The organism is Streptomyces mirabilis, from assembly GCF_018310535.1.
Taxonomy (GTDB): domain Bacteria; phylum Actinomycetota; class Actinomycetes; order Streptomycetales; family Streptomycetaceae; genus Streptomyces.
Map to the genome: position 1 here is coordinate 4,134,917 of NZ_CP074102.1, position 24,957 is coordinate 4,159,873.

A 24,957-nucleotide genomic window follows, 5' to 3' on the forward strand; every position below is an offset into this window, starting at 1 on the left:
GCCGAGCGAGCCGTGCGAGCTACTTGAACGCCGGGAGGCTGCGGCGCACCCAGCCGGAGAAGGGGGTGGCCGGGCGGCCCAGGACCTTCTCCACATCGGGGCTGACCCGCTGCTCGGCGGGGAGCGGGGCGCCGAGGATGTCCAGGGTGCCGGGGATGACGTCCTCGGGCATGAACTGGGCCATGTGGGTGTGGGCGGCCTCGCGGGTCAGTTCCACGAAGGTCACTTCCTCACCGATGGCCTCGGCGATCACCTCGGCCTGCGCACGCGGGCTGACCGCTTCGGGGCCGGTCACCTCGTACGTACGACCGGCATGCCCGTCCTCGCGCAGGACGACCGCGGCGACCGCGGCGATGTCCGCGGGGTCGACGACCGGCAGGGCCACGTCACCGAACGGGGCGAAGACCGTGCGGTCGGCACGGACCGACTCGGCCCAGGCGAAGGCGTTGGAGGCGAATCCACCCGCGTGCAGGATCGTGAAGTCAAGGCCCGAGCCGCGTACGGCCTCCTCGAACTCGCGCAGCCTGCCGTGCGAGGCGGAGTCGGGGCGGGTGGCGTTGATCTGCGAGGAGAGCAGGACGACCCGCTTGACGCCGGCGTCCCTGGCGGCGGCCAGCAGGTCGGTCGCGGCCTCGCCGTAACCGAGCAGTTCGCCGGCGAGCAGGATGAAGAAGGCGTCGGCGCCTTCGAGGACCGGCCGCATGCTCTCGGCGCTGCCGAGGTCGGCCTGGGCGTGGCGGACACCGTCCGTCGGAGAGGGCAGCGGGCGGCGCGAGACCGCCACGACCTGCTCCCCCGCCTCGGCGAGCGCCTCGATCAGCGGACGTCCGACATTTCCGGTGGCTCCAGTGACGACAATCATCAAAAACAACTCCCTAGTGCGTTAATCCGAACCAGTAATCAGCAGTCATTGGCTTCATCGGTGTGGGGCATGGCGTGGGGGATGGCGTGGGGACGGTGTGGGAAATCCGCCGGTCATCCGTGGTTGGCGGCCATGACAGGGACGCTAACATCCTCCGTATAGTAGGTACCTACAGGAAAGTGGCTATCCGAGCGGGTCTCTTCCTCGCGGCCGCCGTACACCGCGGTGAGCGAGCGGCCCAGCCGTACGAGCGACTCCCGCGCCTCCGGCGGATCGAGCACCTCGACGCGGCTGCCGAGACCGGCCAGTTGCGCGGCGAGCACCTCCACCGACGGACCGTCGGCCGTGAACTCGACCCGGCCGTCGATCTGGGCCTCGCCCGTCCGCAACCGCCCGCCCAGCAGTTGCCGCAGCACCGGCAGGGCGTCGCGGTCGGCCCGCGCCCGTACGGTCGCCGCGGTCAGCCGCTGCTCCACCTCGGCGGCCAGCTCCCGCCAGGCGGCGGCGAGGTCGAAACCCTCCGGGCGCCGCACCGGCTCACCGGTCCGGGTCGCGGAGGTGACCCTGCTGAGCCGGAAGGTGCGCAGTCCCTCCTCGGTCCCGGCGACGAGGTACCAGCGGCCGGCCTTCGAGACCAGGCCGAGCGGGTGCACCGTGCGCTCGCCGGGAGCCCGGTCGGGATGGGCGTAGCCGAGCCGGACCTGTTCGCCGTCGAGCACCGCCCGCTCCAGGGTGTGCTGGTGGGGGCCGCCGCCACCCGCCGTGCGCGACCAGTCGACACCGTCGATGAGGATGGCCTTGGCGGCCGCCTCGGCGTGCGGCCGCATGGGCGCGGGCACTGCCCGCATCAACTTCCGTAACGCGGCACGCAGTTCGGGCGAGGCCGACAAGGGGCCCGCGGCCAGGAACAACGCCCCGATCTCCCGCGAGGTGAAACCGGTCAGATCGGTGCGGGCGCCACCGACCAGGCTCCAGCCGCCGCCCCGGCCGCGCTGCGAGTAGACGGGGACACCGGCGGTGGTGAGGGCCTCCAGGTCCCGGCGCGCGGTGCGCTCCGACACCTCCAGTTCCTGGGCCACCTCGCGCACGGTCACCCGCCCGCGCGCCTGGAGCAGCAGCAGGGTCGCCACCAGACGGTCAGCCTTCACAGCAACCGGCCCCCTCCGAGATTTCGAGATCTGAGATCTGAGATTTTGAGATGCTTTGAGCCAATACATCTATTTTCAGCAAGATCTGATGAGGCTTCAGTAATAGGCCACAAGATGACCTGTTTGACGTCGACGATGAAGACATGACTCAAGACATGGCTGACAGCACCAATCCCCCCGCCAACCCGCCCACCGACCCCCGTGGCGGCCTGTTCAAGGCCGTCGAGCTCACCGGACGTACGCTCACCGCGCTGCGCCCCGAGCAGTACGACACCGTCACCCCGTGTCCCGACTACTCGGTCCGTGACATGGCCAACCACGTGGTGTCCGTGCTGCGCCGGGTCGCCGTCATGGGCGCGGGCGGCTCCTTCATGAGCGTTCCGCACTTCGCCCAGGACGTCGCCGACGGCGACTGGGCCAAGGCATGGGCGGAGGCGACGAAGGAGTTCGACGCGGTGTGGTCGGACCCGGCCGTACTGGGCCGCCAGATCGGCCTGCCCTGGGGCCCGGTGCCCGGGGTGGTCGCCTCGGTGATCTACACCAACGAGTTCGTGCTGCACGCCTGGGACCTGGCGAAGGCGACCGGTCAGAGCCCCGAGTGGGACCCGGAGATGCTCGCCGCGCCGCTGGCCAACATGCACCGGGCCGTGCCCGCGGAACCCCGCGGCGGCCAGGTGCCGTTCGGTCCGGTGGTGGAGGTGCACGAGGACGCTCCCGACATCGACAAACTGGTGGGCTGGTACGGACGTCGTCCCTGACGAGACGACGCGGCAGACGATCGAGCGGGCGGGCCGCCGGACATCGATCCGGCGGCCCTTCCACATGTCCGGGCTCATGAGACGTCCGGGTTCACGAAGCGTCAGGCTCCGATGCCCTGGGCGAACTTGAAGTAGCGGTACGGGTCGTACTTCGCCTTCACGACCTTCAGCCGCGCGTAGTTCTCGGCGTAGTACGACTGCCGCCAGTTCGGCAGCTCCGCGTCCATCCAGTTCTGGTACGTCTCGCCGTTGGACAGCGGGTCGATGGTGTCGAACCCGTGGTCGACCCAGCTCGTGGCGACGGCCTTGGTCTCGGCGGTGACCTGGGCCGGGTCGTTGATCAGGACCCGGTAGTTGACGGAGAAGAGCGAGTCACGGTGCACGTACGCCGTGTCGGTGCGGGCCGGGTCGTTGGCCGCGCCCCCGAAGAAGTGGAAGTCGAGGTACCGGGCCTGCCCGGCCTTGCGGTCGGCGTCGAAGGCCGTCACCACGTTCGCCCAGTCGCTCTGCGCGTAGGGCGCGCTGCCCAGCCGGGTCCGCTCCAGACCGAAGGCCGGCCGGGTGAGCACCCCGCTCGGCGACTTCCCGGCGCGCTGGCACTGGTCCTGGGTCAGAGTGCTGCAACCGAAGATCATCATCATGACCTGCTGGTACGTCATGACCGCGTCCTGGCGGGCCGTCACCGCGCCGGTCAGCGACAGCAGCCTCGCCGCCTCCGAGGCCAGTTCGGCCGGGGTGCCGCGGGAGGCGAGGAAGACGTTGAGCGCCGGTACGGTGCCGGGCGCCGCGTCGGCCTGGACGAGGTAGGCGCCGCCGCCGATGGTGCGGGGGGCGTCCACCAGCCACTGGCCCACGCCGTGCAGCACGTCGGCCGCGCGGTCGTACGGGAAGATCAGGTTGCTGATGGCCATCTGGTCGCCCTCGTGCGGGGTGACCGTGAAGCGGGTGACGACGCCGAAGTTGCCGCCACCGCCACCGCGGATCGCCCAGAAGAGGTCGGGGTGGCTGGTCGGCGAGGCGGTCACCACGCAGCCGTCGGCGAGGACCACCTCGGCCGAGGTGATCGCGTCGCAGGCCATGCCGGTCGGGCGGGTCAGGAAGCCGAAGCCGCCGCCCTGGAGGAAGCCGCCGGCCGACACGGTGGGGCAGCCGCCCTCGCTGACCACCAGGGCGTGCGGGGCGAGCGCGTTGAGTATCTCGACGTTCTTGGCGCCGGGGCCGATGTCGACGGTGCCGCTGCCGACGGTGATCGCGTTGAGCCGCGACACGTCGATGATCAGGCCGGGCGTGGTCGAGTAGCCGCCGAAGCTGTGGCCGCCGCTGCGGACCGCGGACGGCAGTGCGTTGTCCTGGGCGAAGCGCAGCGCGACGGAGACGTCGGAGGAGCTGACACAGTACGCGACGGCCTGCGGGTTGACCGAGTCGAACTGGCCGAGTTCCAGCTGCTTGGCCACGCCGTAGCCGGAGTCGGTGGGCAGCACCAGCTGTCCCTGGAGCTTGCCGGCGAGGGTGCTCCAGGGGGCGGAAGAGCCCGCGGAGACAGGGCTGTTGGGCAGGACGGCCAGACCGACGGCGGCCGTTCCCGCACCGATCAGTGCTCTACGAGTGATCACGGATGTCCCAAGGTTCTAGGAAACGGTGGATGTAGGTGGAAGTCAGTGGGGGGAGACGTAAGGAGGAGACGTAAGGAAGAGGAGCAAGGGGGCCGGCGCCGGGCCCACGGGGGGAAGGTGGGCCCGGCGCCGGATCCGGGGGGGGAAGTGGCTCTGTGAAGGCGGGCCCGGGAGGCGGGGCCTTCGAGGCCGCGCCTTCGAGGTGGGGCCTTCGAGATGGGGCCGCGGTCAGGACACCTTGCGGCCGCGCACCCCCTGCTTGACGACGCCGGCCAGCATCGAGCGGCCGAGGTCGCGCATCTCCTTGGGGCCGGAGGTGCTGGCCCACCACATGAACTTCATCATCGTGGGGGTGGTGGCCCGGAAGAACCGGAGGTCCTCGGGGCCCTTCCAGCCGAAGGGCGTGTTGACGGACTCGCAGTCGCGGATCGCCTCGAAGACGATGTCCGCGGCCTTGTCACCGTCGATCTCGCCCGCCTCGTACCGCTCGCAGGTCTCGGCGGTGGTGTCGAAGAGGACCTTGAAGGCGTGGCTGTCCGGCCACCACAGGCCGGTGTAGGGCGCCTTCTCCATCTCCTTGAAGTGCCGGTCGTCACCGTCGAGCTGGAAGTTCTGGCGCGCCATGATCTGACGCATGGTGGCCGGCGTGGTGAAGCAGGCCCACACCCGGAACACCGCGTTCCACAGCCGGAAGTGGCTGAAGGCGATGTACGAGCTGTTGACGATCTTGTCGTTGTACTCCAGGAGACCCTGCTCCAGGCGCTCCACGTACTCGAAGCGCTCCTCGGTGAAGTCGTTCTCGCGCAGGGCGTCCAGGATCCGGTAGGCGAGGGCGTCGACGACCTCGAAGGTGTTGGACAGACCGCGCGAGTACAGCGGGTCGATGAAACCGGCCGCGTGCGACATCAGGCACCAGCGGGCCCCGATGGTGCGCTTGGAGGAGTACTGGAGGCGGTCGGTGGAGACCCACTCGCGGATCCGCTTGGCGCCCTCGAACTGCCGCTTCACCGCCGGGTACATGTCGAGGTAGTGGTTGAACTCCTGGTCCGGAGTCATGTCCTTCGGCTTGGGGTACAGCCGCTCGTCGAAGGTCAGGCCGACGCTGCAGGCCGGGTTCTTGGAGTCCTTGTAGTTGTCGAACGGGATGATCCAGAACCAGCCCCGCTCGATGAGGTGGTGCAGGGTGCCGCCGTGGAAGGGCGACTCGGCGGGCGGGCGCAGCGCCTCCGGGTAGTTGCACACGTCGTCGTACGGCTTGATGCCGACGTAGTGCGTGAACAGTGAGCGTGCGTGGTGCTTGTGCCGGGGCGGGTTCTCGCGCAGGTCGAACTTCTGCGCGAGCGGGGAGCGGAAACCGCTCGCGTCGATCAGGTACTTGGCCCGGAAGACCTCGCCGTTCCTGCCGGTGATGGTGACGCCGTCGTCGTCGACGTCGAGGTCGGTGGCGAACCAGTTCTGGCGGAGCGTGCAGCCGTACTTGGCGGCGACGTTCAGGTAGTGCGAGTCCGTGTCCTGGCGGAAGAGGTGCACCGCCTCGGTGAGCATCTTCGGGATGACGAACATCGTCGCCTCGTGCGGGTCCGGCTCGCGGTTCGGCCGGTGCGTGACGAAGCCGAAGCTCTGCTTGCGGCCGTGCGTCGGACCGATGTGCTCGGTCACCGCCTTCACGTCCAGCATGTGCTTGATCTCGGGGACGTCGTAGCGCACGGCCAGAATGTGCAGCCACTCGACGAGCTGCGGGTTCTGGGACTCGCCGACGGCGAACCGGGGGTGCTGACCGGCGTCGATGAGCACCACGTTCGCGCCCTGACGGGCCAGGATCGCTCCCATGATCGAGCCCGCGAGGCCCGACCCCAGGATGGCGACGTCGCATTCGGTCCACTCGGCGGCCTTGTCGGCCTTCTTCGCTTCCTCAGCCTTGGTGGGCAAGACCGCACTCCTCTTTCTCGTTTCACGGACGGGTCGGATGGGTGGCGCGCGTCCTACTGGGGGGATTCGGATCAACAGGTCGGGGCGACCGGGGGGTTCAGGCGGCGGTGCCGGGCTCGCCGAACCACTGGGCGAGCGCGTCGGTCAGGCCGTCCGTGGAACCGTCGGCGCCGACCCAGGCGATGTAGCCGTCGGGGCGTACGAGGAGGTCGGCGGCCGGGGCCGCGGCGTCGGGCCGGGTGGCGGTGACGACGTCGACACGGTCGGACCAGGCGGCCACGGCCTCGCGCAGCGCCGCGTTGTCGTGCAGGTCGAGGAGGACCGGGCGGCCCTGGTGCAGCAGCTCGTACGTGGTGGTCTTCTCGTCGCCGACCAGCAGTTCCTGGTCGGGAAGCCGGCGGCCGAGCAGCGGGTGGCCGCCCTCGACGGCGCCGTAGGTGATGTCCAGGCCGGTGACCAGGCCGACGAGGTGACGTCGTACGTCCTCGATCTGGACCAGTTCGGCGAACAGGTCGCGCAGCGGCTGAGCCTCGGGACCGCCGAGGTAGAGGGTGCGCTGGACCAGGGTGTTGTAGACGATGCGGGCGCCGACCGGGTGGCGCTCGGAGTGGTAGGTGTCGAGCAGGCCCTCCGGGGCGTGCCCCTTGACGGCGGCGGCGAGCTTCCAGCCGAGGTTGACCACGTCGCCGACTCCCGCGCTGATGCCCTGGGCGCCGATCGGCAGGTGGATGTGGGCGGCGTCGCCCGCGAGGAAGACCCGGCCCTTGCGGTACTCGGCCGCGTGCCGGCTGGCGTCGGTGAAGTAGCTGGTCCACAGCTGCTTGGCACCGCTGATGTCCTCGCCGGTCACCCGCTGGAAGGCGGCGGCCACCTCCTCGAAGGTGGGCGGCTCCTGGGTGGGGCGGACACCGGCGCCGCGCTCGAAGACCACCACGCGGGTGGCGCCCGGGCCGAGCGGCAGGACCACGACCATGCCGGCCTCGCCGACCTCACCGGTGGGGCGCAGCCGCAGCTGGACTCCGGCGACGTCCGCCATCTTCATCTCGATGGTGGCGCTGACGCCGGGGAAGTCGATCCCGGCCAGGTGGCGGACGGTGGAGCGGGCGCCGTCACAGCCGACGACGTACGCGGCGCGCAGCGTCTCGACGCCCTCCGGGCCCGCGACCTCGACCTGGACCCCGTTCTCGTCCTGCGTCAGGCCGATGACCTCATGGCCCCGGCGGACGTCGGCGCCCAGACCCACGGCCCACTTGTTGATGATGGCCTCGGTGCGCGACTGCGGAACACCGCGGACACCGAAATTGCCGCCCTCGACAATGCGGTAGTCGATGGGGAGTCCACCGAAATGGCCGCCGGGTATGGTCTCCAGCGGACCGAAATCCTCGAGAAGTCCACGCTGGCCGAATTCCTCGATCGTACGGGCGGAGAATCCCAGCGCACGGGACTGCTGCATCGGCTGTTCCAGCCGGTCGAGCACGATGACCGAGAGACCCGAGAGGCGCAGTTCTCCCGCGAGCATGAGGCCCGAGGGTCCCGCTCCGGCAACGATCACATCGGCATTGAAGGCGTCCATATTCCCTCTCCCGCTGGCGTTTTCTCCAGTATTCCGAGGGCTCCCGGGAAGCTGAATGGCCGTCGATACAGAACTCTGACAAGTTCTGACAAGTTCGTCAGAGGCCTTGCAGCTACTGGGGGGTACGGGGGGCCAACTACAGGCGGAGCATGCGAGAGGGTGCCGGAAGTGTCTTCCGGCACCCTCTCGCCCCGTATGTGCCCCGGGAGTTCGGTACAGCCCGTTCAGTACAGGCCCATCACGCGGTCGACCGCGATCTCGATGACCGCGAGGCCCGGGGGCTGCGGCGGCTGGGACCAGTACCGCTTGGCGTAGCGGCGCATCCCCTCCACCACCCGGGGCGGGTCGGTGGAGACGGTGGCCGGGCCCTCCAGGGTGATCCAGCGGGGGCCGACCAGCTGGCACACGGCGGCCCGGCCACCGGCCCTGGCTAACAGGTTGCGGGACTTGCGGCGGTGCACCGTGGTCATCACCCGGGCCAGGCCCGCCTCACCGTCCCAGGTGAACCGTACGGGCGCGACGTGCGGCGTGCCGTCCGGGCGAAGGGTGGTGAGGGTGCACAGGGCGTTCTCGGCGAGGAACTCCTCCGCCGCGGCGGACAGGGGCAGGGGCTTGGACATGGCCGGGTCCGTTCTTCCGTCGTCCGACTTCGGTCTCTGGTCTTCCGTCAGGCGTGCGCGGGGACGGCCGCGGACTGCTCGGAGGACTTGGTGAACGGCAGCAGCACCAGGGTCACCACGAAGGCGGCGGCGGCGAAGCAGGCGCCCACGAGGAACGCGTCGTGGAAGACGGTCGTACGGGCCTCCTGGACCAGGGCGGGAACACCGTGGGCCTTGGCCGTCAGCTCGTCGACCCGGCGGAAGGCGTAGGTCGCCGCGACCGCGAGGCCGAGCGCGCCGCCGACTTCCTGGGCGGTGTTGATGAGACCGGCGGCCAGACCCGACTCGCGCTCCTCGATCCCCGCGAACGCGGAGACCTGCAGCGGGACGAAGGACATTCCGAGGCCGAGGCCCATCAGGACGAAGGCGGGCAGCACGTCCGTCAGGTAGGAGGCGTCGGACGGGGCACGCCACAGCAGCATCATGCCGGTCGCGGCGAGCGCGAGGCCGACCAGCAGGACGGGCTTGGCGGCGACCTTGGTGACGACCTGGGAGGCGACGCCGGCGCCGACGGCGGTGAGCACCGCGAGCGGCACGTACGCGAAGCCGGTCTTGACGGCGGAGTAGTCCAGGACCTGCTGCATGAAGAGGCTCGCGAAGAAGAACAGGGTGACGCAGGTGCCGAGCAGCAGGATGGCGATGCCGTTGGCGGCGCGCAGCGAGGGGCGGCGGAAGATGCCGAGCGGCATCAGCGGCTCCTTGGCGCGGCGCTCGATGACGATGAAGGAGACGAGCAGGATCGCGGAGAGGATGAACCCGCCGATGACCCGGCCGGTCGGGACATTGGAGTCGGAGACGGTCTGGCCGAGGGTGAAGATCAGCAGGACCAGGCCGGCGGTGAGGGTGACCGCACCGGCGACGTCGAAGGACTTGCTGCGCTGGGCGGAGCGGCTCTCGCCGACGACCATCGGGGCGACCAGGGCGCCGATGACGCCGATCGGAACGTTGATGAAGAAGATCCAGCGCCAGCCGGGCCCGTCGGTGAGCAGACCGCCGAGGGTGACGCCGGCGACGGCGGCGAGACCGCTGAGCGCGCCCCAGGCACCGAGCGCCTTGTTGCGGGCCGGTCCCTCTTCGAAGTTGTTGGTCAGCAGGCTGAGCGCGGCGGTGGCGATGAACGCGGCCCCCAGGCCCTGGGCACCGCGGGCGCCGATCAGCATCGCGGCGTTCTGCGAGACCCCGGCGAGCAGCGAGGAACCGGCGAACAGGAGCAGGCCGGTCTGCAGCATCCGGCGGCGGCCGAGGGTGTCGGCGAGCCGGCCGGTCAGCAGCAGGAAGCCGCCGAGGAGCATGCCGTAGGTGGTGACCACGTACTGGAGAGCGGTGGTGGAGATGTTGAGCTCGTCCTCGATGGTCGGCAGGGCGACGTTCACGATCGACACGTCGAGGAAGGTCATGAAGCCGGCCAGGCAGAGGAAGGCCAGGATGAGGCCGGGGCGGCGAGCCGGCCCGGACTCGCCCGCCGCCTTGGCGGGGCTGTGGGTGGACTCTTGGATGGACATGTCACTCCCTAGGAGCATGAGGATTCTCGGACGGGGACGTACAGGGAGGTACTGGCTTTGCTGGCTTCTTGGAAGCTAGCATCCTGGGTAAAGTAGGTACCTAGAGGAAAGTGACTTCCCGGAAGGTGATGGTCGGTATGACGAGCACGACGCCCACGAGCGACACCCGGTCCGCAAAGGGCGGTACGCCCTCCGTGGCCGGCCCCGAAGCCGCGCACGCGGCCGGCGTCGGCTCCCCGCAGAGGTGCCCGATCGCCCCGGTCCTCGACATCGTGTTCAGCCGTTGGACCACGCCGATCCTGTGGACGCTCAACGCGTTCGGCACCCAGCGCTTCGTGGAGCTGCACCGCAACATCGGCACCATCACGCCGAAGGTGCTGACGCAGCGGCTGCGTCAGCTGGAGCGCGACGGACTGGTGATCCGCACGTACTACCCGGAGGTGCCGCCCCGGGTGGAGTACGAGATCAGCGACCTGGGACGGACCCTGGCCCCGCTGTTCGCCTCGCTCTTCGACTGGTCGACCGACCATCTGCCGCTGGTGGAGCAGGCGCGGCAGCAGTTCGACGAGGCGGAGGAGCAGGGTCCGAGCCGCCACCACTGAGCCGGGTGGATCCACTAGCTCCATGCCGGTGTCCGCATGGAGCCCTGGAAGAAGATCAGCGGGTCCTCCTGTTCGGCCTCGGAGGGCGCGCGCAGACCGACGACCTCGCCCAGCAGGATGGTGTGGTCACCGCCGTCGTACTCGGTGACCAGCCGGCACTCCAGATGCGCGAGCGCCTCGCTGAGCACCGGCAGGTCGAGGACGGACCTGTGGTGCGGCACCTCCTCGATCCGGGCGGTCCGCCGACCGGCGAACGCCCAGGCCACGGGCTCCTGCCGCTGCGTCAGGAAGTTCACGACGAAGCCGCCGGACTCCTGGACCACGGGAAGCAGCCGGGAGTCGTCGTGCAGGCAGATGAGCACCAGCGCCGGGTCCAGGGAGACCGAGGTGAAGGAGTTCACCGTGGCGCCCGTGGCGTTGTCGCCGCTGCCCGAGGTGATGACCGTGACACCGGTGGCGAAGTGTCCGCACACGGTGCGCAGCGCGCGGCCGTCGACCGGACCGAGCTGCTCGGGGATGGCTTGCGAAACGGGGATCACGACAGCCCTCTCGTTCTCGGATACGGGGTTACGGAGTTACGCGGTTACGGAGTTAGGGGGTACCGGGTCGGGGTTCGGGGGTACCGGGTTCGGGGTTACGGGGGGTGCCTGGGGCGTTCCTGATCAGGCGGCGCGCGAAGCCGGCGCCTCGGACGGCTCGGACGGCTCGGGCACGACGGCCGGCACCGGGCGGCGCCTGGACAGCAGCGGACCCGCCATCGCCGTCGTGACGAGCGCCATGATCACGAGCATCGTGAACATGCGGGTGTCGAGCACGCCCAGGCTGACGGCGGCGTTGAGGATGATGAGTTCGGTCAGACCCCGGGTGTTCATCAGCAGCCCCAGGTCCTTCGACTCACGCCAGGAGAACCCGGCCAGCCGCGCCGGAAGGATGGCGCCGACCAGCTTGCCGGTGCAGGCCACGACGATGATCGCGACGAGCGCGACGACGTCACCGGCGGTGAGCGAACCGAGGTCCACGCCGAGCCCGGTGACGATGAAGAAGACCGGGAGCAGCACGACGCTGACGTGGTCCATGGGCTTGCGCAGATGCTCCGCGAGAACCATGGCGGGCTCACGGGGCATCACGAACCCGAACAGGAAGGCCCCGAAGATGGCGTGGATGCCGATCCAGGTGGTCAGCCAGGCTGAGGTCAGGGCGCCCGCGCACAGCACCGCGAGCAGCGCCGACCAGCGCTCGGTGGCCGCCCAGCGCCACACCAGCCGGGCCACCAGCGGCCGTACGACCAGCAGCATCCCGGCCACGTAGAGCGCGCTGTAGAGGCCGATGCGGGCGAGGTCGGAGTAGTTCCCGTTCGCCGTGACCAGGGCCGAGACATAGGCCAGCAGGCACCAGGCGAGCAGGTCGTCGATGGCGGCGCTGGCCAGCGAGAGCGAACCGGCCCGGGTGTCCAGGAGCTTGTTCTCGGTGAGGATCCGCGCCAGCACGGGGAAGGCGGTCACCGACATCGCGGTGCCGATGAAGGTGGCGAACGCGACGAAGGAGATGTGGTGTCCGGCCACCGTGGAGTGCTCGTGGTAAAGGAAGGGGGCCAGCGCCACACCCAGGCCGAAAGCCATCGCGATCGACGAGAGCGAGACGCCCGCGGCGAGCCGGGCGTGCGGCCTGATCAGGCGCTTCTCGAACTCCCAGCCGACCACGAACATGAACAGGATCAGACCGACCTGGGAGACCGCGGACAGCAACGGCCTTACGTCGGCGGGGAAGAGGCGCTCGGTGAGGTTCCCCGGCAGCAGGCCGAGGACGCTCGGGCCGAGCAGGATGCCCGCGGTGATCTCGCCGACCACCATCGGCTGACGCAGCTTCTGCGCGAGCCGGCCGAGTGCGGCGCCGGCCACGAGCACCACGCCGATGTCGGCAAGCATGATCGCGAGTTTCATGTCCTGGGGACTGGCCGCCGCCAGCGTCGTCATTGGGGCTCCCGGGGTCGGGGCGGGGTGCCGCGGGTCCACAGCACGCGGAAGGTCAGGGAGGAGAGCCGCCAGCCCTCCGCGGCGCGGCGGGCTTCGCCGGTCGCGAGGGTGCCGACCTGGAACAGGGGCTCGTCCGCCGCACCGGGGTGGTGCGCATGCGTCGAGACGAGGTTGGCGCGCAGCACGGCCCGCTCACCGGCGTCGTCGAGGTCGACGACCGCGGGCGAACCGAGGTGCTGGGTGGCGGCGAAGGCCGCCAGCGCGTCACGGTGGTAGCCGGCGAGTCCGTCGAGGCCCTCGTGCCGGCTCATGGGGAACTCGACCAGGGCGTCCTTCGTGAAGAGCCCCCGCGCCCACGCGTCGTCGAGTTCGTCGTCGTCGAGACCGATGAGGTACCGGTCAAGGAGAGTGGATATCTCTAATACTTCCGGGCCTGGCTGCATTACCCGAGCATGGCGCCCGCGCCAATCGGCAACCAAGGCCGCTTTTCACAGCCCTGACGAAGTTGAGAAAGATCTGACACCGCACTCAAACAATTGACAAAAGCGCCGCCAATCCTGAAGTGCCGACCCTTTCACATGGGCAGATCTTCTTGCCATGCTGCATTCGTAGCTCCATTCGTAGCTCTACCCGCACCTTCATTCGCACTCCCATTTCCTCGAACGGAAGAGACGAGAGAATGCCGAAGATCGCAGCCGATGGTCAGCACCTGACCGTTCTCAACCTGTTCTCGACCGACGCCGCCGAGAAGCAGGTCAAGCTGCTCGCCGCGATGCGCCAGATCGTCGACACGGCGGCCTACGAGGGCTGGATATCCAGCACGGTCCACGCCGGGCAGGACAAGCCGGGAACGGCCAACTTCATCCAGTGGCGCAGCACCGAGGACCTGGAGAGCCGTTACGCCGGTGAGGAGTTCAAGCACCGCACCCTCCCGCTCTTCGGTGAGATCACCACCTCGATCCGTCTGCTCCAGAACGAGATCGCCTTCACGCAGCAGAAGCCGGAACTGGGCGGCGTGACCGAGATCTCCCCGTCCCGCGACGACTACACGGCCATCGAGCTGTTCGGCGTGCTGCCGGAGAACCAGGAGGACCTGATCGACGCCCTGGGCGAGTCCCAGACGTGGCTGGTCGACGTCCCCGGCTACCGCACCCACACGGTGCTGCGCGGCCTGCGTGCCCGTGGCATCGAGGGCAAGTTCGTCGTCGTCTACTCCCAGTGGGACAGCAAGGAGGCGTACGACGCCTTCCGCTCCGTGCCCCAGGGCGAGCGCTCCCCGGAGCGCCAGAAGGTCGACGCCCGCGTCGCCGCGCTCCAGACCTGGCAGGACGAGAACACCTACCAGGTCGTCCACACCCGCTCCGCGGGCGAGTGAGCCACCCGGTGGCGGGCCGACCGGTCGGGCGGCGGCCGGCCCGTCACCGGGTCTGCACGTTGTTTCACGTGAAACACCCTCAGCAGAGGCACGCCCGACAGAAGCACGTTTGACAGATCGCGCACGGACGCGGACGCACGGGCGCGTTCCCATCCCCACTGGCTGGCCGCTGCCGGGAATCCCCCACCCGGCAGCGGCTTTTCTGTCCGTCACGTTCCCGTTCCCGTCCCGCCCCCCGCGCGCCACACCAGGACGAGGAGACAGCACGCATGGAACACCCGGGCATGCGCCAAGTCGCGCACGAGATCACCATCGCGGTCCCGGCGGACACCGTCCACCGGCTGATCGCCGAGGTGGGGAACTGGCCGCGGATCTTCCCCTCGGTCATCCACGTCGAGTACGAGGAGGCTCCCGAGGGCGAGGAGCGGCTGACGATCTGGGAGAGCGCACCGACCGCGGCGGGCGAACCTCGCTGCCGTCCGCTGCGCCGGATCGTCGAACCCGCCAAGCTGCGGGTCAACTTCCAGCACCTGGTCACCACGGCCCCCGTCGCCGGCCTCGGCGGCGCCTGGCTGGTCGAACCGCTCGGAGAGAACGCGTCCCGAGTACGGCTGCTGCACGAGTTCCGGGCCGCCGACGACGACCCCGGGGCCCTGGACCGGATCGGCGCCGAGATCGACCGCAGCGCCGTCGCGGAACTCGCGGCGCTGAAGGAGAACGCGGAACGCGAATACGCCGACGCCGAGTTGACGTTCTCGTTCGAGGACACCGTCCACGTCGACGGGTCCGCCAAGGACGTGTTCGCCTTCATCAACGAGGCGAACCTGTGGTCGGAGCGTCTGCCGCACGTCGCCACGGTCCGTCTGGAAGAGGACACGGTGGGGCTCCAGACCCTGGAGATGGACACCCGGGCCAAGGACGGCTCCGTCCACACCACCAAGTCCTACCGGGTGACCTTCCCCCACCAGCACATCGCGTACAAGCAGGTCACCCTGCCCGCCCTGATGACCCTGCACACCGGTCACTGGACCTTCCAGGACACCGACCAGGGCGTCGCGGCAACCTCCCAGCACACGGTCACCCTCAACACGGACAACATCGAGAGCATCCTCGGCTGCGGGGCCACCGTCGCCGACGCCCGCGAGTACGTCCACACCGCCCTGTCCACCAACAGCCGGGCCACCCTCACCCACGCCAAGGCTCACGCGGAGGACCGCCGTTGACCCCGACGGTGCGCCGGCTCGCCGTAGCGCGAGGGGAGTTGGACGTGTGGCTGCTGCCGCCGCCCGACTCGCCGCGTGACGTCCCGTACGACGAGCTCGTCGCGTACGAGAGAGGTCGGGCCGACTCCTATCGGCGACCCGACGACCGCCAGATGTACGCCGCGGCGCACGTGGGACTGCGCCGGGTCCTCGCCGGTTACACCGGCATCGAACCGAGCCGGCTCAACCTCGCCGGCGAGCGGTACAAAGGCAACGGTGAACGCCACGGCCGGCCCGTGGTGCTCGGCGTGCCCGGCGGCGCCCCCCAGTTCTCGCTCTCGCACAGCCACGGCCTGGCGATCGTGGTGGTGGCCGAGTCACGGGTGGGCGCCGACGTCCAGCGGCTGCCGTCGCCCCAGACCGCCGAGGCGTGTCTGCCGGCGCTGCATCCGGCCGAGCGGGAGGAGCTCGGGAAGATTCCCGAGCACGAACGGACCATGGCCTTCGGCCGCCTGTGGACACGGAAGGAGGCGTATCTGAAGGGGCTGGGCACCGGGCTGACCCGGGGAGCCGACCTCGACTACCTGGGTGAGGCCGGGCTGGCCGAGCGGCCGACGGGTTGGGTGGTGGGCAACCTGCCCCTGTGTTCCACCCACATCGCGGCGGTGGCGCTGGCCGGGGCGGGAGATCGGCCCGTCGCCATTCGCGCCGTGCCCACCGCCTATCTGTACGCCCCGGACGCGGTGGAGCGTCTTGTGGAGATGGAACCGGGGTTGCGTTCCATGCTGCGGGATCCCGCGCAGCACGGGGATCTGGAGCGCTGAGGAAATGGGGGGACTGCGGATCGGCCTCAGGGCGCGGGGTGTCCTGGGCTGGTCGCGCAGTTCCCCGCGCCCCTGAAGGGGCACGACCAAGGGGCCGGAGAGTTCCTGTGAACTCTCCGGCCCCTTCGCCCTGTTCCACCCCGGGGGGATCAGGCCGCCGCCCGCCAGGTGCGGGGGCCGTCGAAGCCGGTGACGCGTTCGGGGCGGCGCCACAGGGCGACGACCTGGTGCTTGCGGGCCGTGTCGTCGGGTGCGACGCCGGGGCCCGCCGTGACGGCCATCAGTACCGCGGTCAGCGCGGCCAGCTCCTCCGGGGAGGGGCAGCCGCGCTCGATCCGGAAAAGCGGACCGGCCGCGGGTTCGAGGACGGGATCGGGGGCGGGATCGGGAACGGGGACAAGGGCGGGGCGCTGGATGCTCATGGTTTCCTCCCTGCTCACTGAGGCGGGTTGCCGTGCTTGCGGCGCGGCAGCTCGGCGTGCTTGGCCGCGAGCATGGCGAGCGAACGGGCCAGGACCGCCCGGGTCTCGCGCGGGTCGATGACGTCGTCGACCAGCCCGCGTTCGGCGGCGTAGTAAGGGTGGACCAGCTCCTCCTTGTACTGGTCGATTTTCTCTTGACGCATCGCGTCGGGATCGTCCGCGGCCGCGATCTCCCGCCGGAAGACCACGTTGGCGGCCCCCTCGGCCCCCATGACCGCGATCTCGTTGGTCGGCCAGGCCAGCGCGATGTCGGCGCCGATGGAGCGGGAGTCCATCACGATGTACGCGCCGCCGTACGCCTTGCGCAGCACCACCGAGACCCGCGGCACGGTCGCGTTGCAGTACGCGTACAACAGCTTGGCGCCGCGCCGGATGATGCCCTCGTGCTCCTGGTCCACGCCCGGCAGGAAGCCGGGCACGTCGACCAGCGTGACCAGCGGGATGTTGAAGGAGTCGCAGAACTGCACGAACCGCGCGGCCTTCTCGCTCGCCTTGATGTCCAGGACACCCGCCATGGCGGCCGGCTGGTTGGCGACGATGCCGACGGTGTGGCCGTCGATCCGGGCCAGGGCGCAGACGATGTTCGGCGCCCAGCCCGCGTGCACCTCCACGTAGTCGCCGTCGTCGACGAGTTCCTCGACGACCCCGCGCATGTCGTACGAGCGGTTGCCGTCGTGCGGCACCAGGTCGAGCAGCACGTCCCCGGACCGGTCGCCCGGGTCACCGCTGACGTGCCGGGGCGGCAGCTCGCGGTTGTTGGACGGCAGCAGCGACAGCAGATAGCGCACCTCGGCGAGGCAGCTCTCCTCGTCGTCGTGGACGAAGTGCGCCACTCCGGAGACAGCGCCGTGCACGTCCGCGCCGCCGAGCCCGTTCTGGCTGATCTCCTCGCCGGTGACCGCGCGGACCACGTCGGGCCCGGTGATGAACATCTGCGAGATGTCCCGGACGGCGAAGATGAAGTCGGTCAGGGCGGGCGAGTACGCCGCGCCGCCCGCGCACGGGCCGAGCATCACGCTGATCTGCGGGATGACACCGGAGGCCCGGGTGTTGCGCTGGAAGATGCCGCCGTACCCGGCGAGCGCGGAGACACCCTCCTGAATGCGGGCGCCCGCACCGTCGTTGAGGGACACCAGCGGCGCCCCGGCGGCGATGGCCATGTCCATGATTTTGTGGATCTTGCAGGCGTGGGCCTCGCCCAGCGCGCCGCCGAAGACACGGAAGTCATGGGCGTAGACGAAGACCGTACGGCCCTCGACCGTGCCCCAGCCGGTGATCACACCGTCGCCGTAGGGCTTCTTCGCCTCCAGACCGAAGCCGGTCGCCCGGTGCCGGCGCAGCGGTTCGACCTCCTGGAAACTGCCCTTGTCCAGCAGTAGTTCGATGCGCTCGTGAGCGGTCAGCTTGCCCTTGGCGTGCTGTCGTTCGGTCGCCTTCGGGTCCTGCCCGGCACGGGCGATGTCCTTGCGTTCGGCCAGCTCCATCAGCCGGCCGCCCAGTTCGATGGGTATCGCGGGCTCCATGTACGGATCTCCCATTCAAGTGGATCAAGAGGAAAGACGGTTCGGTCAGCGGGCGAGCAACGCGGTCAGCTCGCCGACGGTGCTCTCCCGCAGCACCTCGGCGGGCACCTCGGCGTCGAGGGCGCGCCGGATCCGGCGCCCCAGGTGCAGGGCGTCGAGCGTGTCCAGGCCCTGGCCGCGCAGCGGCAGACCGGGCGAGAGCCGGTGCCCCGGCGGGACCGCGAGCAGGTGGTGCAGTTCGAGGCGCAGACAGTGGCCGATGGTGCGGGCACGCGCGTCGGGGGTCATGGCGCGCAGCTGGACCGGATCCGGGAGCCGGTCGAGCCAACTGCACGGGGTGTTGTCACTCAGGGGACTCATGGGGCTGCCTTTCAGGGAGAGGGCCGGGCCCGAGGAGTGCCGGTTCCGGCCGGTGGCTGGGAGGGAATCGACGTGTCCGCCCCGCGAGCAGCACCGCGAGCGCCGCCGCCGACGAGGCGAGCCCTCCCACGTACAGGCCGGAGCGCGCACCGTGACGGACGGTGAGCCAGCCCACGAGGAGGGCGCCGAGTGGGGTGAGTCCTTGCAGGATGAGCGTGTAGAGCGCCATCACCCGGCCGCGGTAGGCGGCGTCGCTGCCCAACTGGATGCGGTGGTTGGCGGCCTGGGCGAAGTAGAGGGTGGCGAAGCCGGTCGGAAACAGCAGCACGGCCGCCCACACGTAGGTGGGCGACCAGCCTGCCGCCGTCTCGAGGAGCCCGAAGGCCAGTGCGGAGGCGGTGACGGTCAGGGCGGCCGGGCGGGCGCTGCGCGCGGTGGTGGCGAACGCGGCGAGCAGCGAACCGGCGGCGAACGCCGTGGTCAGCAGTCCGAACGCGGTCGCACCCGAGTGGAAGACGGTCTTGGCGAGCAGCGGCAGGGTGAGCTGGAAGTTGAAGCCGAACAGGCCGACCACGGCGACCAGCGCCAGCGGCACGAACAGGTCGGGGCGCCCGCGCACGTACCGCAGCCCGTCGACCACCTTGACTCCGCGATCCGGCGGAGCCGTGCGCAGGAGTTCCCCCGGGCGCATCAGCCGCAGCCCGGTCACCGTGGCGAGATAGCTGGCCGCGTTGAGCAGCATGGCCGTCCCCGCGCCGACCTCGCTGATCAGCAGTCCGGCGAGGGCGGGACCCACCACGCGGGCGGTGTTGAAGTAGGCGGCGCTGAGCGCAGAGGCGTTGGGCAGCAGCTCGGGGCCGACCATCTCGCTGACGAACGCCATCCGGGTGGGCACCTCGACCGCGTTGACGGTGCCGAGGCCCAGCGCGAACAGATACAGCTGCCACAGCTGGGCGGAGCCCGCCAGGACGAGCACGGCGAGTGCCAGCGCGAGGGCGCCGGAGACGAGGTTGGCACCGGTGAGCAGCAGCCGCTTGTCGTGGCGGTCGGCGAGCCGGCCGCCGTACAGCGTGAACAGCAGCAGTGGGGTGAACTGGAGCGCGGTCACGGTGCCCAGGGCCGTGCCGGAGTCCCCCGTCAGGGAGAGCACCAGCCAGTCCTGGGCGGTGACCATCATCCAGGTGCCCGCGACCGAGACGACCTGGCCGGCCGCGAAGAGCCGGAAGTTGCGCACGGCCAGGGACCGGAAGGGCGTACGACGGCTGCCGCCGCCCGCCGCCCTCCTGCCCCTCTTCGCGGTGTCCCTGGCCTCGGGCCGTGTGGTCGTCATGGCATCAAGGGGTCACGGACGCGCCCGCGGACCGGCGCGCGAGGCATTCTTCGAAGAACGCGAACGCGCGCAGGTGGTAGGTGCGGGCGGCCCAGCCGAGGCTGATGTTGTGCCCGGCGCCGGGCTGACGGTCGACGGCGGCGGACGGCGCCGAGGCGAAGTGCGCGGCGAGGTCGGCGACGGTGTCCTCGTCGTGGTGCCACCACAGTTCCTGCTCGGCGAACGTCAGCCGCACCGGAACCTGCACGGCCGCCGCCGCGACCGGGAACCGTCGCGGCCACTGGAGTGCCTCGGCCTGCTCGCGCGGGGGCATCGGGGCGACCAGGGCCTCCGCCTCGCGGAAGGTGTTCGGCGGGTAGAAGCGCAGGGCACCCCAGTTCCGCTTCCAGTGCCGGTGCTGGTGCGGGTCGGGGCCGCCCGCCGGGTGGTCGACCGCATAGTCCCGGCCGAGCCCGGAGATGTCGAGCCCGAGCAGCGGCGGTACGGCCGGATCCGGATCGCCGGCCTGGCAGGCGGCGTACGTCAGGGCGAGCTTGCCGCCGAAGGAGTGCGCGAGCAGGAACACCCCGGCGCCCGTCTCGGCGCGCCCGGCCAGGTGCCGCAACGCCGCGTGCAGCGCAGCGGACTGCTCGGCCAGGCTCTGACCGCTCGGGGCATCCGCGGCGGACAGCCCGTAACCGGGCCGGTCGACGGCGACCATGGTGTAGCCGAGCCGGGCGCCGAGGGCGAGCAGGGAGACGTCGGGGTGGGCCTGCCCGTCGAAGTACCCGGCGCTCATTCCTCCCCCGTGCACCGCGACGACCGTGGCCCGCGGTGGCCCGGACGGTTGGGCGATCAGCGCGGAGAGCGTGACGTCACCGGCCGCCAGGGCGACGGGGCGCACACCCGGGGACATCGAGGGCATGGCCGAACCGGTTACGGACGAGGGGATGGTCTCGACCGTGGGAACGCTCACTGGGGTACTTCCTCTCGTGTTCGTGCTCTCGTGTTCGTGCTCTCGTGTTCGTGCTCTCGTGCGGAACGGATGCCGGTGGTGGTTCTCAGCGGGCTTCGGGCGCGCCGAACCAGCGGTGCAGCGTCGCGCACAGCTCCGCCGAGCCGGTGTCCGCCCAGGCCACATAGCCGTCGGGGCGGACCAGCACCGCGGCGGCGCCGCCGAACGCGGCCGGGTCCTGCGGGGTACCGGTGACAACGGTGACGCGGTCCTTCCAGCGAGCGGCCGCCTCGCGCAGCACGGAGTCGTCGGCGAGGTCGAGCAGCACGCCCTGGGCGGCGTGGAGAAGTTCCGGTGTACGGACCTCGCCGGCGGCGGTGTTCAGCGCCCGCGGCGGCAACCGGCGCCCGACCAGCGAGTCTCCGGCGTCCCCGAGGTCGTAGCGGACGTCGAGGTGGCTGACCACCCCGGCGAGGTGCCGCTTGACCGTGTCGAGGCCGATGAGCTCGGCGAACAGAGCGCGCAGCGGCTGGGACTCGGGGCCGCCGAGAAAGACCGTGCCCTGTGCCTTGGTGTTCATCAGCAGCCGCGCGCCGACCGCGTGACGCTCGTCGTGGTAGGTGTCGAGCAGTCCCTCGGGGGCCCGGTCCTGGACGGTCGCCGCGAGCTTCCAGCCGAGGTTGACCGCGTCCTGGACACCGGTGCTCAGTCCCTGTCCGCCGGCCGGCAGGTGGATGTGCGCGGCGTCGCCGACGAGCAGCACCCGCCCGCGCCGGTACTCGGTGACCTGGCGGGTGGCATCCGTGAAGGAGCTGACCCAGTCCGCGCCGCCGCCGGAGATGTCCTCACCCGTCAACCGCTCCCAGGCCGCCGCCACTTCGGCGAACTCCGGGGTCTCACTGCGGTCGGCCGGCGGGGTGCCGTGCTCGCACACGATGATCCGGTCCACGCCCTCCTTCAGCGGGGCGGCCATCACCATGCCGCCGGGCAGCCGCTCGCCCAGGAAACGCGGCGGGATCTCGCAGCCGACGACATCCGCGAGGTACATGCCACGGGTGGCGGGCGTACCGGGGAAGTCGAAGCCCGCGGCCTTGCGCACCGGGCTGTGCCCACCGTCGGCGCCCACCAGGTACGCGGCGCGCAGCGTGCGCTCGCCGTCGGGCGCGGCCACGGTGACGGTGACCCCGGTCCCGTCCTGCTCCAGCGCCAGGAACTCCCAGCCCCGCCTGATGTCGGCGCCGAGCTCACGCGCCCACTCCTCCAGGACCGCCTCCGTCTGGGACTGGGGGACACCACGGGCTCCGAAGTGGGCGTCCTCCAGCACGGTGTAGTCGAACTGCACCCCGCCGAAGTGGCCCATCGGGCTCTTCTCCAGCCCGCCGAAGCGCGGGACAAGACCGCGCTGGTCGAAGGACTCCATGGCGCGGGCGGTGAACCCGAGCCCGCGCGACTGTCCGGTGGGCCGCGCCAGCCGCTCGGCGACGATGACACTCACCCCGCCCAGCCGCAGTTCCCCGGCCAGCATCAGCCCGGCCGGGCCGGCGCCGACGACGATGACGTCCGCGTCCATCTGCGCGTCCATGGGTGTCCTCTCCTCGCGCGCCCGGGCGCGCGTCGCATCGGTGGGTGACGTGCGGTGCCTCAGCTGTGCGTGTGCTGTGCGTGCGCTGGTCCGTGCTGTGCCTGTGCTCGTCGGTGACGGGCCGTGCGGTCGTTCTCAGTCGTCGTCGGCGGCCGGGGCGCCGAACCAGCGGGTCAGCGCCTGCGCCAGACCGGCCGGACCCGCCGAACCGGAATCGGAACCTGCCCACGCCACGTAGCCGTCGGGCCGTACCAGCAGGGCCTGCCCGATCGGGAGCGGGCCGTCGGCCTCGGGGCGGTCGGCGACGAAGACGACCCGGTCCGACCAGGAGGCCGCCGTCGCGCGCAGCGCCGGGGCGCCGTCCCCGTCCAGGGACAGCAGCAACCCGCGACCGGTGCGCAACAGTTCGGTCGTACGGCGCCGCGCGCCACGCTCCGCGGACTCCAGCCACGCGTCCGGCAACCGCCGCCCGAGCAGCGGGTGTTCGTCGGAGTGGATCTCGGGGCCGACGCCGACGCCCTTGGCGGCGCCGGCCCCGAAGTCGTCGCCCCCGTCGCCCCCGGCGCCGCGACCCTCGACACCCTCGACGTCGTACCGGATGCCGAGGCCGCTGATCATCCCGGCGAGGTGCTGCCGCACGCCGTCCAGGGCGACGAGTTCGGTGAGCAGGGCGCGGGCGGGTTCGACGTCCGGGCCGCCGAGCAGCAGCTCGACCTGGGCCCGGATGTTGGCGAGGACCTGGCGGCCCACGGTGTGCCGCTCGGAGTGGTAGGTGTCGAGGAGGTCCTCGCCCGCGCTGCCGCGGACGACGGCGGCGAGCTTCCAGCCGAGGTTGAAGGCGTCCTGGACACCCAGGTTCAGGGCCTGTCCGCCGCTCGGCATCTGCCGGTGCGCGGCGTCCCCGGCGAACAGGACGCGACCGTGCCGGTAGCGGGCGAGCTGCCGGTTGGCGTCGCCGAAGGCGTTGACCCACAGGGGGGTGCCCTGGCTGATGTCCTCGCCGGTGACGCGCTTCCAGACGTCGGTGACCTCCGCGAAGTCCGGTTCGGCGCCGCCGCGTTCGGCGGCGGGCCGCCCGAACTCGTGGACCATCACCCGGGTCACCCCCTCGCGGGTGGCGGCGATGGCGAGCCCGTGCTCCAGGCGCTGGAAGCGCCGGTCGGCGACCTCGACGCCGGAGACGTCGGCGCGCAGCAGTTCGCGTGCGGCGTCCCGGCCCGGGAAGGGGGCCCGGACCAGGCGCCGTACGGTGCTGTCCTCGCCGTCGCAGCCGACCAGGTAGCGGGCCCGGATGCGGACGGGACCGTAGGGACCGATGGCCTCGGCCTCCACCCCGTCCTCCGCCGTAAGGGACAGCAGCTGGTGCCGGCGCCGCAGATCGGCGCCCAGCGCGGCGGCCCGCCGCTGCAACAGCTCCTCGGTGCGGGTCTGCGCCACCTTCCACTGCCCGGGGTGCGAACTGGGCAGCGTCAGGTCCAGCGGTACGCCGCCGAAGTGACCGCGCGGCTCGCACGGCGGCGTACCGAGCTCGTCCAGCAGCCCGCGGGAGTCGAAAATCTCCATCGTGCGGGCGTGCAGGGTGGAGGCCCGGGATTCGGTGGTCGGGCCGGGGCGCTGGTCGACGACGACCACCTCGGCGCCGCCCAGCCTCAGCTCGGTGGCGAGCATCAGCCCGGCGGGGCCCGCTCCGACCACGAGGACGTCGGTGTCCAGGATGGTCGTGTCGGTGTCCTGATGGTCCGTCGTCATCGTCAACGCCTGTTCTCTGCGAAGGCCTTGGCGTGGGTGAGGGTGGCCCGGCTGTTGGTGGACAGGGCGGTGTGGACGTACTCGCGGGCGTCGGCGACGGTGGCCCCGCAGCCGAGGATGCTCTCGATGTTGTCCGTGTTGAGGGTGACCGTGTGCTGGGAGGTTGCCGCGACGCCCTGGTCGGTGTCCTGGAAGGTCCAGTGACCGGTGTGCAGGGTCATCAGGGCGGGCAGGGTGACCTGCTTGTACGCGATGTGCTGGTGGGGGAAGGTCACCCGGTAGGACTTGGTGGTGTGGACGGATCCGTCCTTGGCCCGGGTGTCCATCTCCAGGGTCTGGAGCCCCACCGTGTCCTCTTCCAGACGGACCGTGGCGACGTGCGGCAGACGCTCCGACCACAGGTTCGCCTCGTTGATGAAGGCGAACACGTCCTTGGCGGACCCGTCGACGTGGACGGTGTCCTCGAAGGAGAAGGTCACCTCCTCCGCCGCGTGCGCGAACTCGACGTTCTTCTTCAGCGCGGCAAGCTCCGAGCGGCTGTTCTTGTCGACGGCCTGGTCGATCCAGAGGAGGTCGTGCGGGTCGTCGTCGACGGCGCGGTAGTCGTGCAGCAGCCGTACCCGGGACTCGTTCTCGCCGAGCGGCTCGATGATCCAGGTGCCGCCCATCGCGGCGACCGGCGGAGCGGTCACCTCCTGGCGGAAGGTGATGCGCAGGGCCTCGGGGTCCAGTTCGCGGCGCGAGGTCCAGTTCTTGGCCTCGCCGTTGGCGGTGGCCCAGATCCGTATCCGCTCCTGAGAGCCCTCGTGCTCCACTCGGTCCACGTGGATGGTGGGCGGGAAGATCCGGGGCCAGTTGGTGACCTCCGCCAGCAGCCGGTACACGGCCGGTGCGGGCGCGGCGATCGTGATCTCGTGCTCTACCTCACGGGTCGTCATGACGCTTTCTTCTCCATGGCTGGGTACGGGCTGCCGGTC

23 protein-coding genes are annotated in these 24,957 nt (G+C 70.6%); 5 read left to right on the forward strand and 18 right to left on the reverse strand.

Annotated elements, in window-relative coordinates:
- Positions 1-19: 19 nt before the first annotated feature.
- The gene (locus tag SMIR_RS18230; protein ID WP_168493640.1) at positions 20-862 is read right to left on the reverse strand and encodes an NAD(P)H-binding protein; all 843 of its coding nucleotides are present in this window, start codon (positions 860-862) and stop codon (positions 20-22) included.
- A gap of 113 nt (positions 863-975) precedes the next feature.
- Positions 976-2,010 (reverse strand): helix-turn-helix transcriptional regulator, encoded by a 1,035-nt coding sequence (locus SMIR_RS18235; RefSeq protein ID WP_212727178.1) that lies wholly within the window; start codon positions 2,008-2,010, stop codon positions 976-978.
- 155 nt (positions 2,011-2,165) lie between these two features.
- On the opposite strand from SMIR_RS18235, the gene SMIR_RS18240 reads away from it, so the two are divergent.
- Entirely contained in the window at positions 2,166-2,768 is a 603-nt protein-coding gene (locus tag SMIR_RS18240; protein WP_168493636.1) for a TIGR03086 family metal-binding protein, read from the forward strand.
- Between the two features lie 101 nt (positions 2,769-2,869).
- On the opposite strand, the gene SMIR_RS18245 is transcribed toward SMIR_RS18240, so the two are convergent.
- The 5 genes from SMIR_RS18245 to SMIR_RS18265 form a co-directional block, all read right to left on the reverse strand.
- A complete protein-coding gene (locus SMIR_RS18245; protein ID WP_101399177.1) occupies positions 2,870-4,381 on the reverse strand; it encodes an FAD-binding oxidoreductase in 1,512 nt (503 codons plus the stop codon).
- Positions 4,382-4,609: 228 nt separating this feature from the next.
- Positions 4,610-6,310 carry an NAD(P)/FAD-dependent oxidoreductase gene (locus tag SMIR_RS18250; protein WP_060900219.1) on the reverse strand — a complete coding sequence of 567 codons (1,701 nt, stop codon included), beginning with the start codon at positions 6,308-6,310 and terminating at the stop codon, positions 4,610-4,612.
- 97 nt (positions 6,311-6,407) lie between these two features.
- Positions 6,408-7,883 (reverse strand): FAD-dependent monooxygenase, encoded by a 1,476-nt coding sequence (locus SMIR_RS18255; RefSeq protein WP_067384760.1) that lies wholly within the window; start codon positions 7,881-7,883, stop codon positions 6,408-6,410.
- A gap of 224 nt (positions 7,884-8,107) precedes the next feature.
- Complete coding sequence (locus SMIR_RS18260; RefSeq protein ID WP_054237224.1) at positions 8,108-8,503, reverse strand: pyridoxamine 5'-phosphate oxidase family protein; 396 nt, start codon at positions 8,501-8,503, stop codon at positions 8,108-8,110.
- A gap of 47 nt (positions 8,504-8,550) precedes the next feature.
- Positions 8,551-10,044: an MFS transporter gene (locus SMIR_RS18265; RefSeq protein WP_097285471.1), complete on the reverse strand. Its 1,494-nt coding sequence runs from the start codon at positions 10,042-10,044 to the stop codon at positions 8,551-8,553.
- Between the two features lie 137 nt (positions 10,045-10,181).
- Here SMIR_RS18265 and SMIR_RS18270 point away from each other — a divergent pair, with 137 nt between their 5' ends.
- The gene (locus SMIR_RS18270) at positions 10,182-10,646 is read left to right on the forward strand and encodes a winged helix-turn-helix transcriptional regulator (RefSeq protein WP_168493634.1); all 465 of its coding nucleotides are present in this window, start codon (positions 10,182-10,184) and stop codon (positions 10,644-10,646) included.
- Between the two features lie 14 nt (positions 10,647-10,660).
- Here SMIR_RS18270 and SMIR_RS18275 read toward each other — a convergent pair whose 3' ends face one another.
- The 3 genes from SMIR_RS18275 to SMIR_RS18285 form a co-directional block, all read right to left on the reverse strand.
- Positions 10,661-11,185, reverse strand: coding sequence for a flavin reductase family protein (locus tag SMIR_RS18275; RefSeq protein ID WP_235613982.1), 525 nt, complete (start codon positions 11,183-11,185; stop codon positions 10,661-10,663).
- Positions 11,186-11,308: 123 nt separating this feature from the next.
- The gene (locus tag SMIR_RS18280; RefSeq protein ID WP_168493632.1) at positions 11,309-12,619 is read right to left on the reverse strand and encodes a cation:proton antiporter; all 1,311 of its coding nucleotides are present in this window, start codon (positions 12,617-12,619) and stop codon (positions 11,309-11,311) included.
- Positions 12,616-13,062, reverse strand: coding sequence for a nuclear transport factor 2 family protein (locus SMIR_RS18285; protein WP_168493630.1), 447 nt, complete (start codon positions 13,060-13,062; stop codon positions 12,616-12,618). Before SMIR_RS18285 ends, SMIR_RS18280 begins: the two co-directional genes overlap by 4 nt.
- 236 nt (positions 13,063-13,298) lie before the next feature.
- Between SMIR_RS18285 and SMIR_RS18290 the strand changes: the two genes are divergently transcribed.
- The 3 genes from SMIR_RS18290 to SMIR_RS18300 all read left to right on the forward strand — a co-directional run bounded on the left by SMIR_RS18290 (position 13,299) and on the right by SMIR_RS18300 (position 16,020).
- A complete protein-coding gene (locus SMIR_RS18290; RefSeq protein WP_054237220.1) occupies positions 13,299-13,994 on the forward strand; it encodes an antibiotic biosynthesis monooxygenase family protein in 696 nt (231 codons plus the stop codon).
- Between the two features lie 269 nt (positions 13,995-14,263).
- Positions 14,264-15,217: an aromatase/cyclase gene (locus tag SMIR_RS18295; RefSeq protein ID WP_168493628.1), complete on the forward strand. Its 954-nt coding sequence runs from the start codon at positions 14,264-14,266 to the stop codon at positions 15,215-15,217.
- The gene (locus SMIR_RS18300; RefSeq protein ID WP_248003012.1) at positions 15,214-16,020 is read left to right on the forward strand and encodes a 4'-phosphopantetheinyl transferase family protein; all 807 of its coding nucleotides are present in this window, start codon (positions 15,214-15,216) and stop codon (positions 16,018-16,020) included. Before SMIR_RS18295 ends, SMIR_RS18300 begins: the two co-directional genes overlap by 4 nt.
- A gap of 149 nt (positions 16,021-16,169) precedes the next feature.
- On the opposite strand, the gene SMIR_RS18305 is transcribed toward SMIR_RS18300, so the two are convergent.
- From SMIR_RS18305 to SMIR_RS18340, 8 genes are all read right to left on the reverse strand, one after another.
- Positions 16,170-16,442 carry an acyl-CoA carboxylase subunit epsilon gene (locus tag SMIR_RS18305; RefSeq protein WP_101399163.1) on the reverse strand — a complete coding sequence of 91 codons (273 nt, stop codon included), beginning with the start codon at positions 16,440-16,442 and terminating at the stop codon, positions 16,170-16,172.
- A 14-nt stretch (positions 16,443-16,456) separates the two neighbouring features.
- Positions 16,457-18,025 carry an acyl-CoA carboxylase subunit beta gene (locus SMIR_RS18310; RefSeq protein WP_067384835.1) on the reverse strand — a complete coding sequence of 523 codons (1,569 nt, stop codon included), beginning with the start codon at positions 18,023-18,025 and terminating at the stop codon, positions 16,457-16,459.
- 45 nt (positions 18,026-18,070) lie between these two features.
- Positions 18,071-18,385, reverse strand: coding sequence for an acyl carrier protein (locus SMIR_RS18315; protein ID WP_168493626.1), 315 nt, complete (start codon positions 18,383-18,385; stop codon positions 18,071-18,073).
- Complete coding sequence (locus tag SMIR_RS18320; protein ID WP_168493624.1) at positions 18,369-19,715, reverse strand: MFS transporter; 1,347 nt, start codon at positions 19,713-19,715, stop codon at positions 18,369-18,371. The genes SMIR_RS18315 and SMIR_RS18320 overlap by 17 nt, the downstream gene beginning before the upstream one ends.
- A 4-nt stretch (positions 19,716-19,719) precedes the next feature.
- The gene (locus tag SMIR_RS18325) at positions 19,720-20,619 is read right to left on the reverse strand and encodes an alpha/beta hydrolase (RefSeq protein WP_168501167.1); all 900 of its coding nucleotides are present in this window, start codon (positions 20,617-20,619) and stop codon (positions 19,720-19,722) included.
- 136 nt (positions 20,620-20,755) lie between these two features.
- On the reverse strand, positions 20,756-22,219 hold the full coding sequence (locus SMIR_RS18330; protein WP_168501166.1) for an FAD-dependent monooxygenase: 1,464 nt from the start codon (positions 22,217-22,219) through the stop codon (positions 20,756-20,758).
- Positions 22,220-22,366: 147 nt separating this feature from the next.
- On the reverse strand, positions 22,367-23,980 hold the full coding sequence (locus tag SMIR_RS18335; protein ID WP_168493622.1) for an FAD-dependent monooxygenase: 1,614 nt from the start codon (positions 23,978-23,980) through the stop codon (positions 22,367-22,369).
- A 2-nt stretch (positions 23,981-23,982) separates the two neighbouring features.
- Positions 23,983-24,918, reverse strand: a complete 936-nt coding sequence (locus SMIR_RS18340) for an aromatase/cyclase (RefSeq protein ID WP_168493620.1) — start codon at positions 24,916-24,918, stop codon at positions 23,983-23,985.
- Positions 24,919-24,957: the final 39 nt, after the last annotated feature.

Coding starts and splice junctions, on each gene's coding strand:
- SMIR_RS18230 (WP_168493640.1), bottom strand. CDS start 862: ATGATTGTCGTCACTGGAGCCACCGGAAATGTCGGACGTCCGCTGATC.
- SMIR_RS18240 (WP_168493636.1), top strand. CDS start 2,166: ATGGCTGACAGCACCAATCCCCCCGCCAACCCGCCCACCGACCCCCGT.
- SMIR_RS18255 (WP_067384760.1), bottom strand. CDS start 7,883: ATGGACGCCTTCAATGCCGATGTGATCGTTGCCGGAGCGGGACCCTCG.
- SMIR_RS18260 (WP_054237224.1), bottom strand. CDS start 8,503: ATGTCCAAGCCCCTGCCCCTGTCCGCCGCGGCGGAGGAGTTCCTCGCC.
- SMIR_RS18265 (WP_097285471.1), bottom strand. CDS start 10,044: ATGTCCATCCAAGAGTCCACCCACAGCCCCGCCAAGGCGGCGGGCGAG.
- SMIR_RS18270 (WP_168493634.1), top strand. CDS start 10,182: ATGACGAGCACGACGCCCACGAGCGACACCCGGTCCGCAAAGGGCGGT.
- SMIR_RS18280 (WP_168493632.1), bottom strand. CDS start 12,619: ATGACGACGCTGGCGGCGGCCAGTCCCCAGGACATGAAACTCGCGATC.
- SMIR_RS18285 (WP_168493630.1), bottom strand. CDS start 13,062: ATGCAGCCAGGCCCGGAAGTATTAGAGATATCCACTCTCCTTGACCGG.
- SMIR_RS18290 (WP_054237220.1), top strand. CDS start 13,299: ATGCCGAAGATCGCAGCCGATGGTCAGCACCTGACCGTTCTCAACCTG.
- SMIR_RS18295 (WP_168493628.1), top strand. CDS start 14,264: ATGGAACACCCGGGCATGCGCCAAGTCGCGCACGAGATCACCATCGCG.
- SMIR_RS18305 (WP_101399163.1), bottom strand. CDS start 16,442: ATGAGCATCCAGCGCCCCGCCCTTGTCCCCGTTCCCGATCCCGCCCCC.
- SMIR_RS18310 (WP_067384835.1), bottom strand. CDS start 18,025: ATGGAGCCCGCGATACCCATCGAACTGGGCGGCCGGCTGATGGAGCTG.
- SMIR_RS18315 (WP_168493626.1), bottom strand. CDS start 18,385: ATGAGTCCCCTGAGTGACAACACCCCGTGCAGTTGGCTCGACCGGCTC.
- SMIR_RS18320 (WP_168493624.1), bottom strand. CDS start 19,715: ATGACGACCACACGGCCCGAGGCCAGGGACACCGCGAAGAGGGGCAGG.
- SMIR_RS18325 (WP_168501167.1), bottom strand. CDS start 20,619: ATGCCCTCGATGTCCCCGGGTGTGCGCCCCGTCGCCCTGGCGGCCGGT.
- SMIR_RS18330 (WP_168501166.1), bottom strand. CDS start 22,219: ATGGACGCGGACGTCATCGTCGTCGGCGCCGGCCCGGCCGGGCTGATG.
- SMIR_RS18335 (WP_168493622.1), bottom strand. CDS start 23,980: ATGACGACGGACCATCAGGACACCGACACGACCATCCTGGACACCGAC.
- SMIR_RS18340 (WP_168493620.1), bottom strand. CDS start 24,918: ATGACGACCCGTGAGGTAGAGCACGAGATCACGATCGCCGCGCCCGCA.